A 12,498-nucleotide genomic window follows, 5' to 3' on the forward strand; every position below is an offset into this window, starting at 1 on the left:
CAGGCTCTTGTGAAAACGCATCGATCGCCGAGGAAGCTATTAGATGAATCCGTTCAAGACCCACAGTTCCCATTGGGGAGCGTTTTCGGGCCGGTGTGAAAATAGCAAGCTCGAGATCCAGCCTCATCCGGGCGATCCGCATCCGTCCCCCTTGCTGGGAAATCTTCCAGCGATTGCGGATAGCCAGGTTCGTGTCAGGCGTCCGGCGATCAGGCGCGGCTGGCTCGAAGGCACACCTGGTCACGCGCACAAACGCGGAGCTGACAACTATCTCGAGGTCAGTTGGCCCGAGGCAGAGGACCTCGTCGCGAAAGAGCTTCAGCGTGTTTACGGAGACTTCGGCCCTCGCGCCGTGTTCGGCGGGTCCTACGGCTGGTCGAGCGCCGGACGGTTCCATCATGCACAAAGCCAAATCCATCGCTTCTTGAACGTGCTGGGTGGATATGTACGATCCGTCAACACCTACAGTTCCGGCGCAGCAATGGTCATCATCCCGCATATCTTGGGACCATATGACCATTTCGATCGCAAGAGCGTCACCTGGGATGCCATAGAGCGCAGCAGCGAACTGGTTGTCGCCTTCGGCGGGATGGCAATCAAGAATGCGGACGTGCATGGCGGAGGCATCAGTGCGCATATCGTGCGGCAGAAACTGAACGGCGCAAGTGCCCGCGGCACCCGCTTCATGCTCGTCAGCCCGCTGAAAGACGATTTTCCCGCTGAGGTGAATGCGGAATGGCTTGCGATCATCCCAGGCACCGACGTGGCGCTGATGCTTGGTCTCGCGCATGTACTCGTCAGTGAGGGGCTGCATGACCGCGGGTTCCTGGATCGTCATACGGTCGGCTACGAACGTTTCGAGGATTATCTGTTCGGCCGCACTGATGGAATGCAGAAGAGTCCTGAATGGGCTTCTGAAATCTGTGGCATCGGCGTAGATATCATCAAAGGCCTAGCGCGCGCGATGGCGGGTGCCAGGACGCTGATCACCGTCAGCCATTCCCTCCAGAGGGCCGATTATGGCGAGCAGCCGGTCTGGATGGGCATCGTGCTCGCCGCAATGCTCGGGCAGATCGGACTGGATGGCGGTGGCTACTCCTACTCTCTTGGCGCACTGGGTAACATCGGCAAGCTTCAATTGGCGGTGCCGCTGCCGACGCTCGGTCAATTCCAGAATCCCGTGACGGACTTTATCCCCGTCGCGCGTGTCGCTGACATGCTCCTCAGTCCTGCGGAGGAATTTCACTACAACGGCCAAGCTTTGCGTTATCCCGACATCCGCCTCGTCTATTGGGCAGGCGGCAACCCGTTTCATCATCATCAGGATCTCAACAAGCTGCGGGCTGCTTTCAAGCGCCCCGAGACAATTATCGTACACGAGACAGCCTGGACGTCGTCCGCCCGTCACGCGGATATCGTGCTGCCTGCGACGACGACACTCGAACGTGACGATATCGGCGCGGCAGATCGCGACGAACTCATGATCGCTATGAAGAAGCTGATCGAGCCGATCGGCGAAGCGCGGGACGATTACGAGATTTTTGCTGCGATCGCCCGCCGTCTCGGGAAATACGAAGAATTTACTGAGAACCGGACCAGCCGGGAATGGCTTGCCTTCCTGTTCGAGACGACACACAAGGCGCTCGCAGGCGGGAGCCATTACGCGCCCGATTTCGAAGAGTTTTGGAACAAAGGCGAGCTCCGCCTGCCGCTCAAGTCTGACGATGGTGGACCGGCGCGCTCCTTCCGGCAGGACCCGTCCGCGTATCCGCTGCAGACGCCATCGGGAAGGATCGAAATCTTTTCGCAGACGATCGATGGCTTTGGCTACGATGACTGCGGTGGCCATCCACAGTGGCATCCCGCTAGGCCAGAGCCAGAAACAGACGAGAACCGTTACCCGCTGCATCTGGTCTGCAACCAACCGTATCAGCGCCTGCATAGCCAGCTGGACTATGGCCAATTCAGCCGCTCGACCAAGATCAAGGACCGGGAGCCGGTTCGTATCAACCCCGTTGATGCGGCCAAGCGCGACATCTTGGAGGGCGATATCGTGCGTCTCTTCAACGCGCGAGGCAGTTGCCTTGCTGCAGCTGTGTTGAGTGAAGACGTTCGAAGGGGCGTGATGCAGCTTGCAACGGGCGCATGGTTTGAGCCGGACGACCCGACGGCAGAAAGAGCCATGTGCGTCCACGGTAATCCGAACATCCTCACTCGCGATGTCGGAACTTCCCGGCTGGCGCAGGGCTCGACCGGACAGATCACGAAGGTAGAAGTGGAACGGTTTGCCGGAGAACCGCCGCCGTTGCGGATTTTCGAGGGGATGAAGTTCGGTGTATCGGCCGACAGATCCAGCCCATCAAAGAGCGCCGTGAGCAACGATCGAAAGTCCCCCGAAAAGCTGATCCTAACAGCTGCGAGAACCGCGGCAAAATAATCCATAATTTTAGTAGAAAAAGAACAACTGGTCTTTCTCCATTGAGCGAGCCTGCTAGGCTGTCGCCATGATCTTCTCGTCAAAAAACAAGGGGCGCCGCTCATGACCGGAAAACTATCAGCAAGCATGGTCTTCGACTGAAATAGCCATCGAGCGCTGAGTAATAGCGTCAGCGCCAAGCATTCTTCTGGCCGTCCAGGTGACGTAAGCAGACAGACTTATCTCGGTTTTCAGGCAGGCGTTTCGCCGGCTCGGCAAGGTCGCCGAAGCGGATGCGGTTCGGTGCGCCGTTCGCAGGAAATCTGGATGAGGACGCACTGGTCGAACTGAGACAGCTCGAAATTACAGGCACAGACAACAACTCGAACCATCAGGACCCTTCATGACCGAACGCTCTATCTTGCTCTCCTTTTCCAGGCGCCGGCTGCTGATCACGACATCCGCGGCGGCTGCAGCCGTTCTGGTCGCAACGACGGGGCTTGCTCCGGCCCAGGCTGCCGACAGCCCGCGCGACGGCGGCGACATCACCTTCCTGATCGACTCGCTCGGCGACACATGGATTCCGAACAACAGCGCGATCTCCAGCTTCCAGGGCCACATCTGGGGGCATGTCACCGACAAGCTCCTCTATGTCGACGCCGAGGGCAAGGTCAGTCCCTGGCTCGCAGACCGCTGGGAGCAGAACGAGAAGGCTACCGAATTCACGCTTCATCTCAAGAGCGGCGTGACCTTCTCCGATGGCTCGCCGCTCGATGCAGCCGCCGTCGTCGCCAATCTCGACATCTGGTACGCCGGCCGCAAGAACGAAGGCATCAACCCGATCGGCCTCTTCCCAAAGACCTACGACCATGCGGAAGCGGTCGACGCGACCACAGTCAAGGTCTTCTTCAAGAAGCCGACGCTCGGTTTTATCCCGACGCTCGGCTATCACGGCTCGATCTTGATTTCCCCGAAGACCATCGCGCAGCCCGCTGCCGAGCAGGCTGACCTTAGCAAGACCTCCGGCAGCGGTCCTTATGTGGTCGACTCCTGGAAGGAGGGCGATTTCGTCAAGCTGGTGAAGCGCAAGGACTACAACTGGGGTCCTGCGGCCGTCGGCCATACCGGTCCGGCCTTTCTCGACTCGATCACCTATAAGCTGGTGTCCGAACCCTCACTCCGGGTGGCCTCGGTCCAATCCGGCCAGGCTGACGTCGCCTATAATGCCTCCCCTCAGGAGCTGAAATCCCTTAAAGAGGAGGGATTCACGATCGCGACGCCGCGTTATCTGGGCTTCGTGAATGGCTGGGCGGTCAATACCAAGCTTCCGCCCTATGATGACGTGAAGGTGCGTCAGGCGCTTCAGGCCGGCATCAATCGGCAGGAGATCATCGACACGGTCTACACAGCAGATTGGCAACTGGCGAAATCCTTCATTCAAAGCAACGTGCCCGGCGCGACCGATCACGGCGCCCTGCTGGTTTATGCCCCCGACAAGGCAGAGAAGCTCCTCGACGAAGCGGGCTGGGCCAAGGGCGCGGACGGCACCCGCTCCAAGGATGGCAAGCCCCTGACGCTGACGCTCCACTCCAACCCCTACCTGGCCACCTCCAAGTCGGTCGACGAACTCATTGCCCAGCAACTCGGCAAGCTTGGCTGGAAGGTCAATATCCGGGCCTATGACGTCGTGACCTACGGCGAGAAGGTCAAATATGGCGGCCCGGCCATACCCACTTATGAGGTGACCCGCAGCTTCATCGACGCCGGGACCGTTGCTAGCATCCTGACCAATTCCAACAACGGCGAAAACTGGTTTGCTCTCGATGACCGCGACACGAAGCTCAACGAACTGCGCGACAAGATCGCTGGCGCCGCTTCATTCGAGGAACGGAACCCGCTGCTCGACGAGCTGCAGAAATACGTCCTCAACCACGGCTACTTCATCCCGCGCACGCAGATCGTCCAGCGGATTTATGTGCAGTCGCCGACGCTCAAGGGCGAAGTCTATAACGGCGTCGCCTATGCCAGCTACTACACCGCCTTCATCATCGATTGACTCGTCGCGAAACCGAGCAAAGTGAGGAGGTTGTCGGCATGAGCACTGCCTATCTAACCTATGCCGCAAAGCGGCTCGGCCAGGCTGCCGTGGTTATCCTGCTGGCCTATGTCTTTACCTTCGTTGTGGTGAGCATTCTGCCCGGTGACCCGATCACAAGCGTTCTGCGCAACCCTCAGAATGGATTTACCGATGAAGAAATCGCCGAGATCATCGCCGCACAGGGCTTGGATAAACCCGTTCTGGTGCAGCTATGGAACGCCTTGTCCGGCTTTCTGACCGGCGATCTGGGCATGTCGATGCGGTCCAACCGGCCCGTCGCGACCTTGATCGCAGAGGTTCTTCCCTCGACGCTCATCCTGGCATCCGCGGGCCTGGCCGTCGCTCTGGTCCTTGCGATGTCGGTTGCCTATGGCACCCGCTTTGTTCCCAAGCGCTACGGTCAGGGATTGCTGCGCGGTTTCCCGTCCCTGTTTCTGTCGGTGCCGAACTTCGTGATCGGGCTGGTGCTAATCCACGTCTTCGGCTTCCAGATCGGCCTCTTTCGCGTCATTCAGCCAGATAGCTTCTGGGCAACCCTGTTTGCGGCAATCGCGCTCGGCATACCCGTATCCGCGCAGATCGCCGAAGTTCTCATTGCAAATCTCGATAAAGAGGCAGAGCAAGAATATGCCACGGTCGCCCGCAGCCGCGGCATCGGGCAGATGCGCCTGTTCGCAAAGCATTTGCTCAAGCCAGCCTCCCTTCCCGTCGTTACCGTCATTGCCCTCACCATTGGAGAGCTTCTCGGCGGCTCGCTGATCACCGAGACTGTCTTCGGCCGCACCGGTGTCGGCAGTCTGGTGCAACGCTCGGTGAGCACACAGGACTTGCCCGTCCTGCAGGCGGTCGTCTCGCTCGGGGCGGTGGTCTTCGTGCTCGTCAACCTGATCGCCGATCTTCTCTATCCGCTGCTCGACCCGCGCGTGAAGCTTCTCGGCGGACCGAAGCGTCGTCCGACCACCGCGGACGAAAACTCCATAGGCGCGACCAAGGCGGTGACTCCATGACCTTCGCCCTCAATTCCACTCCCTCGAATGCCAAAACCGCCGGCTGGGCGGGCGCGCTGCGAATACCGCCGATTGTGGCACTCTCGTTCACGGTGATCGCGCTCGTGATCGCGTGGTCGCTTGCGCCAGGTCTGTTCACCAGCCATAGCCCGGTTGTCGGCGTCCCGGCGGACAAATTGCTCGGGCCGAGCATTGCCCATTGGTTCGGCAACGATCACCTCGGGCGCGACGTCTATACCCGCGTGGTCTACGGCACGGCCTCCTCCGTCTCGAGCGCGCTCATCGCGGTCGTGATCGGGGTTGTCGCCGGAGGCCTCATCGGCCTCCTGGCAGGCTTTCTCGGCGGCTGGGTCGATGTCGTATTCGCCCGCCTGGTCGACGTGCTGCTGGCTATTCCAAAATTCCTGCTCGCCGTCATCGTCGTCACCGCAATCGGCTTCGAGACCGTAAACGCCGCCATCGCCACCGGCGTGTCGGCGGTGGCGATCTTCGCCCGCGTGACGCGCGCGGAAGTCATTAAGACCAGGCAAGCGACATTCGTCGAGGCGTCGTTCCTGCTCGGCGGTTCGCGCTGGTATATCCTTTGGCGTCACGTCCTGCCCAATGCCTCGCGATCCGTACTGCCGCTCGCAGTGCTGCAGTTCGGCGAGTCGATCCTGGTGATCGCCAGCCTCGCCTTCCTCGGTTACGGCGACCCGCCGCCGGCCTCCGACTGGGGCCTGCTGATCTCGATCGGCAAGGACTACCTCAAGTGGCCGTGGCTCGTATACGCCCCCGCTTTCGTCACGATCTTGACCGTCCTCTCCGTGAATAGGATCAGCCGATGGCTTCGCAAGACAGATTGACCGCCACTCTCATCCGCACCGCTCCAGTGGCGCCAGCGCCGCGATACGCTGCCCCCGTACTTCGAATCGATGGCCTCTCGGTCTCCTACGGAAGCAACGAGGTCGTTCGCAACGTTGGGTTCGACCTGGACCGTGGCAAGAGCCTTGCCCTCATAGGAGAATCTGGCTCGGGCAAATCGACCATCGCCCGCGCGGTGCTGCGGCTTCTCCCCAGCGGCGCGCAGGCGACCGGACATGTCCAGTTCGATGGTCAGGAACTGCTGGCGCTACCCGAGCGTCGGTTCCGGCCGTTGCGGGGACGGGCCATTGGATTTGTACCCCAGGATCCCGGCAACGCACTCAACCCGGTGCGAATGATCGGTGTGCAGGCGATGGAGGCGGCGGCGCTTACCGACGAGGCCGATGCGGCCATCCGCAAGGCGCTCATTCTCGAAACATTTGCCCAGGTCGGGCTCGACAACCCTCAACGGGTCTACGATTCATATCCTCACCAGCTGTCCGGCGGCATGCTACAGCGGGTACTGATCGGCCTTGCGGTCCTGCCGCGACCCGCGCTCCTGGTTGCGGACGAGCCGACATCGGCGCTCGACGTCACGATCCAGAAGCGGATCCTCGACCTGCTCTCGCGCTTGCAGCAAGAGCTGGATATCAGCCTGCTCCTTATCACCCATGACTTGGCAATCGCGGCGGAGCGGGCGGACCAACTGGTGGTCCTCAAGGACGGCCTCGTGCAGGAAGCAGGCAAAACATCGGCTGTCTTTTCGTCGCCGGCTTCGGCATATGCCAGGAAACTGCATGCCGATGTTCCGGCCCTCAACCCTGATCGTTATGCGAGGCTGCGTGACCCAGGCTTTCGTTTGCGAGGTGCCAGCGAAGCGCCGAAGATCGAAGTCAGCGCCGTCACCAAGCGGTTCGCGGTCGATGGGAATATCCTGACCGCGGTCGACGACGTTTCCTTCACCGTCCCGGCCGGTACGACCCATGCGCTGGTCGGCGAATCGGGTTCAGGCAAGACGACGACGATCCGGCTGCTGCTGGGGCTCGAAGAACCGGACGCTGGCGAAATCTCGGTTGCCGGCGAGCGCCTTGTCGGTCGCTCGCACCAGTCGCTGCGGGCCGTGTGGCGCCATCTTCAGCTTGTCTACCAGAACCCGTTCATCTCGCTGGACCCGACGTGGACTATCGAGCATCTGGTGCGCGAGCCTCTGGACCGGTTCAAGATCGGGACGCCCAAGGAGCGGGCGGAGCAGGTCCGCGAAGCGCTCGCCAATGTCGGGCTCGGCGAACACCTCCTCACGCGCAAGCCCGGAGCCCTGTCAGGCGGTCAGCGCCAGCGCGTGGCGATCGCTCGGTCGCTGGTCCTTAAACCCGACGTGATCGTGCTGGACGAACCCACCTCCGCTCTCGATGTCAGCGTTCAGGCGGACATCGTCGAAGTCCTGCTTTCTCTGCAGGCCAGGCTCGGCCTGACCTATGTGTTCGTCTCCCATGACCTGGCGCTTGTTCGCCAGCTCGCGCACACCGTCTCCGTGATGCACCGGGGCCGCATCGTCGAACATGGGACGGTCACGGATATCTTCGGCAATCCGCAACACCCCTATACCGCATCGCTGCTGGAATCGATCCCGTCGAGCATCGCCGATCCCGTCCGCGTGCCGCAGCCAAAATCTCGGCAAATTCTCCGAAAGGAACAGATCGCATGACCATTGCTGCACCTGCCAGCACCCTGCCCGCATCGTTCCGTCCGAAGCAACGGCTGGGCTTCAACACCCGCGTGTCGTTCAACGACGAGGCCGGGCCGGCTGAGGGGCTGCGGGACGGGATCGAACTATTCAGACAGGCCGAACAGCTGGGCTACCAGTCCGGCTGGGCCTACCAGCGACATTTCGATCACTACCTGTCTTCACCGCTTCCGTTCTTCGCTGCCGTTGGCCAGCATACCAGGCGTATCAGGCTCGGATCCGCAGTCATCCCGATGCGCTATCAGGACCCGATCCTGCTCGCGGAGGCGGCAGGGACGACGGATCTGCTGATCGATGGCCGGCTGGAACTCGCCATTTCGACCGGTGCCAACGCGGCCTTCGATGCTGTGTTCGGTGCAGTCGATGCCGACGCACGAACGGAAGCGAAACGCCGTCAGGCACGCTTCCTCTCCGCAATTTCAGGTGACGTCCTGCACACCGTCGTCGAGCCGGGCCAGGGCGCGCCGCAAGGTGCGGAGCTGCGCGTGACACCGCATAGCCCGACCTTGCGGGCCCGTATTCGGCAAGGCTCGGCCAGTCTAAGCTCGGCGGTGCAGGCAGCCGAACTGGGCATCGGGCTCATCTCGGGAACCGTACTGCACGACCACGATGAGGGCGAGACGTTCGGGCAGTATCAGGCCCGCATCATCGAGACCTTCCGCACCACCTGGCGCAAGACCTGGGCAACGGAGCCGCCAGCGGTGGCCGTCGCCGCCTCCATCCTGGTCGGCACCACCGCAGAGCTGCGCGAGAAATATGCGGCCTATGACCTCGAGCGTCGCACCAAGGGAATTGCAGCGTCGCGCCCCAAGGGTGCACTCGCACCTCCCAGCCAGCCTGCCGGCATCCTGATTTCGCCTGTCTTCCAAGGCACTTCCGACCAGGTGATCGAGGCGGTGTTCAATGACCCCGGCCTTGCAGCGGCGGACGAGGTCGTGCTCTTTCTGCCCCCGGCCTTCGGACTTGCCGAAAACGTGCGGCTGTTGACCGATTTGGCGCAGACGGTGGCTCCAGCGCTTGGATGGTCGCCGGCCACGCACCATGAGCGTGCAACAACGCCATAGCGGTGGCTCACTCCTATCTCGCGGACCATCATAGAGAATATTTTCTATAAATTCAGTAGAAAGAGAACGACCTGTCTTCCTTGGTTCGTCGCTGCGGCCTACCTTCGTGTTACTGTTCGGAACCCAAGGAGATGACATGGCTGCGGAATTCATCAGCGTAAGCTTTCCCAATGCGTCGAACGACCTGAACCCGATACCCGACGCCCCCGTGGATCCTCGCTATCTGGAGCGATACGCGCGCGCCCTCGACGACTACGGTTTCAACTATACGCTGATCCCCTACGCGTCGTCGTCCTTTGACCCCTTCACAATTGGCGCCACCGTGCTGGCGCACACGAAGAACATCAAGATCATCGTGGCGCTCAGGCCAAACACCGTCTATCCGACGGTCGCAGCCAAATCGCTGGCCACCCTCGATCAGTTGAGCGGCGGGCGCGTTGTGGTCCACTTCATTGCCGGCGGCAGCGACGAAGAGCAGGCGCGCGAAGGCGACTTTCTCACCAAGGAGGAGCGCTACGAGCGGCAGGAAGAATACATCCGCATCCTGCGCCTTGCCTGGACGTCGAAAGAACCTTTCGATTTCGACGGCAAATTTTACCAGTTCAAGCAATTTCGCAGCGCCGTGCGCCCGACAAACGGGCTCGTTCCGATTTCCCTCGGCGGCTCATCGGATGCCGCCTATCGCATCGGTGGTTCGCTCTGCGATATCTTCGGGCTCTGGGGCGAGCCGCTGGCCGAAACAAAACAGCAGATCGAGCGGATCTATGCAGAAGCGGCAAGGGCGGGCCGGACAGACCGTCCGCGCATATGGGTCACCTTCCGGCCGATCGTCGCCGAGACCGACGAGTTGGCGTGGGAAAAGGCCCATAAGGTTCTGGATCGGCTGAACGAGAACCGCCAGAAAGGCTTGGCACGCGCGCCCATCAACGCCGCACCGCCGGCCAATGTCGGTTCGCAGCGGCTGCTGGACATTGCATCCCGCGGCGATGTGCATGACCGCGCCCTCTGGTACCCGACGGTCACCGCCACCAACGCCAGCGGTGCCACCACCGCGCTCGTTGGATCTCCGCGCACGATTGCAGACTCCATTCTCGATTACATCGATCTCGGTGCCGATCTGATCTCGATCCGCGGCTATGACAATTACAACGATGCGGTCGATTACGGACGCTACATCCTGCCGCTCGTGCGTGAAGGCATTCGCGAACGGGAAGATGCGAAGAAAAAGGCGGCTGCATGATGCGCGCGGTCTGGCCCCCTCGCCAGACTGCAAGCCCTCTTCCTCTCTTCTAAGGAGCAGAGGGAGTTATCTGTCCTTTCGTGAAGGATGCCGCTCCCTCGCCAGCCAGAAAGCCCTGAGCCGCATGTCCCATGATCCAACTGTTCTCAACGCAACGGTGCGCGTTCTCGCAGAGGCCGCACCGGATGCGGATCAAACCGGTCAGTTTCCCTGGACCGGTATCCGTGCCGTTCATTCGGCCGGCCTTCTCGAAAGCACCGTTGCAACCCGCTACGGCGGTGAAGGTGCCATGCTGAGCGATGCGGCCCACATTCTGGCGGCACTGGGACGCGGCGATCCTTCGGTGGCGCTAATCAGCGCCATGACGGTCTTCAACCATCTCGGCCAAGCGACGAAAGGCCATTGGCCGGACGATCTCTACAGGCGTCTGCTGGCAGAGGCGAAGCAACGTCCGCTATTGCTCAACGCCGCTCGCGTCGAGCCGGAACTGGGGTCGCCGGCGCGGGGCGGCCTGCCAGCGACAATTGCTCGCCGCACCGCCAACGGCTGGTCAATCACCGGTCGCAAGCGCTTCGTAACAGGCGCTTATGGCCTCACTCACTTTCTCGTCTGGGCGCATACGGACGAGACGGCCTCGCGCGTCGGGACGTTCGTCGTGCCGAACGGTCTGCCTGGCATCCGGGTCATCGAGAACTGGAAAAGCCTCGGCATGCGCGCCACAGGGTCGCATGATGTAGAATATACTGACGTCGAGATCCCGGCGGAGAACGTGCTGGAGCTCGTCGATCCATCGGTGGCCCAGCAGGACAATCGTGGCCATGCGGCGATCACCTTGGCGCTGACCGCAATCTACCTAGGTGCAGCGGAGGCCGCACAGGAAGCCTTCATCCGCTTTGCGCATGAACGTGTGCCGGCCAATCTGGGTCATCCCATCGCTCGCACCGAGCGATTCGTTGCGCTCTCAGGCGAAATTGACCTGCTCGTCTCCGGCGCCCGCCAGATCATCTTTGGCGCGCTTGAAAGCGAGCTCGACGAAGCGGAGAGGCTTATAAGGGCGCGGCTCCTCGCCGGCCGGCAGATCCGCGAAGCCGTGCAGATGGCAGTCCGCGGAATCGGCAATCCGGGCCTCAACGCCGATCTGGGCCTTGAACGGCATTTCCGGGATATCCAGTCCGTGCTCGTCCATGCTCCGCAGGAAGATACGTCCGTCTCCATTCTCGGTCGCGCTGCCTTCGACCGATGGAACCGGGCCGAGGCCGCCCAATCGGGCTATCAGAAGACCCTATCCATTCTCAAGACGGCCTGACGGGAAGGAATGGACGTCGTTTCCTCCTAGCCTTCTGAACACTTTTTGAAAGGAATTGGAATGAGTAACAATCTAATCGTCGGCTTTTCCGGCAACATCTCCCGCCCGTCGAGCACAAGACGTTTCGTCGAAAGCGTGACCGAAGCTCTGGCGAAACAATCTGGCCTGCAGCATGTGGTGTTTGACGTCGAGGATCTCGGATCATCTCTGACGGCGGCGAGATCGGTGACCGATCTGGATCCCGTTGCTCGTAGGGTGATCCGAACGATTATCGAGGCCGACGCGCTCGTCATTGGATCCCCAACCTACAAGGGAAGCTATACCGGACTGTTCAAGCATGTCATCGATCTGCTCGATCCCTCCGATCTGCGTGGCAAACCGATCGTGCTGACGGCTACGGGCGGCGGAGACCGGCATTCGCTGGTTGTCGAGCACCAGTTGCGCCCGCTTTTCGCATTTTTCGAAGCCTTCGTCACGCCGACCGCCATCTATGCCTCGGGCCGTGATTTCACCGACGGCGCCCCCTCGCCTGCCATCCTCGGCCGCGTGAACCAGGCGCTTTGCGAGGCCGCCATGCTTATCAACGCACGCTCGACCTCTGCGGCGATAGCGGCGGAGTAGTAATCCCGCCGCCGCCCGCATCGTACCGAAGAAATCCCACCCGCGAAGTCGCCTGCTTCGAGCAGAACACCGCGCGCCAAGTAGATTTTTCGACATTTCGACTGTACCGAGCGATTCTGCTCTCATTTCACGCGCCAGAATAGAACACCACTATATTGA

Annotated in this window: 9 protein-coding genes; all 9 read left to right on the forward strand. The window is 61.2% G+C overall.

What is annotated here, in order from left to right; all coding sequences use genetic code 11:
- Positions 1–43 precede the first annotated feature (43 nt).
- Positions 44–2,437: a molybdopterin guanine dinucleotide-containing S/N-oxide reductase gene (locus ACZ9BX_RS06705; protein WP_476216605.1), complete on the forward strand. Its 2,394-nt coding sequence runs from the start codon at positions 44–46 to the stop codon at positions 2,435–2,437.
- A gap of 382 nt (positions 2,438–2,819) precedes the next feature.
- Positions 2,820–4,472, forward strand: coding sequence for an ABC transporter substrate-binding protein (locus ACZ9BX_RS06710; protein ID WP_476216607.1), 1,653 nt, complete (start codon positions 2,820–2,822; stop codon positions 4,470–4,472).
- 38 nt (positions 4,473–4,510) lie between these two features.
- A complete protein-coding gene (locus tag ACZ9BX_RS06715; protein ID WP_476216608.1) occupies positions 4,511–5,521 on the forward strand; it encodes an ABC transporter permease in 1,011 nt (336 codons plus the stop codon).
- Positions 5,518–6,366, forward strand: a complete 849-nt coding sequence (locus ACZ9BX_RS06720; protein WP_476216610.1) for an ABC transporter permease — start codon at positions 5,518–5,520, stop codon at positions 6,364–6,366. Before ACZ9BX_RS06715 ends, ACZ9BX_RS06720 begins: the two co-directional genes overlap by 4 nt.
- Positions 6,345–8,069 (forward strand): dipeptide ABC transporter ATP-binding protein, encoded by a 1,725-nt coding sequence (locus ACZ9BX_RS06725; RefSeq protein WP_476216612.1) that lies wholly within the window; start codon positions 6,345–6,347, stop codon positions 8,067–8,069. Before ACZ9BX_RS06720 ends, ACZ9BX_RS06725 begins: the two co-directional genes overlap by 22 nt.
- Positions 8,066–9,172: an LLM class flavin-dependent oxidoreductase gene (locus ACZ9BX_RS06730; RefSeq protein WP_476216614.1), complete on the forward strand. Its 1,107-nt coding sequence runs from the start codon at positions 8,066–8,068 to the stop codon at positions 9,170–9,172. Before ACZ9BX_RS06725 ends, ACZ9BX_RS06730 begins: the two co-directional genes overlap by 4 nt.
- 136 nt (positions 9,173–9,308) lie before the next feature.
- Positions 9,309–10,412 (forward strand): LLM class flavin-dependent oxidoreductase, encoded by a 1,104-nt coding sequence (locus ACZ9BX_RS06735; protein WP_476216616.1) that lies wholly within the window; start codon positions 9,309–9,311, stop codon positions 10,410–10,412.
- Between the two features lie 124 nt (positions 10,413–10,536).
- Positions 10,537–11,718: an acyl-CoA dehydrogenase family protein gene (locus tag ACZ9BX_RS06740; RefSeq protein WP_476216618.1), complete on the forward strand. Its 1,182-nt coding sequence runs from the start codon at positions 10,537–10,539 to the stop codon at positions 11,716–11,718.
- Between the two features lie 60 nt (positions 11,719–11,778).
- A complete protein-coding gene (gene msuE, locus ACZ9BX_RS06745) occupies positions 11,779–12,339 on the forward strand; it encodes an FMN reductase (protein ID WP_476216620.1) in 561 nt (186 codons plus the stop codon).
- Positions 12,340–12,498: the final 159 nt, after the last annotated feature.

It is taken from the genome of Rhizobium sp. USDA 3886, assembly GCF_056279785.1.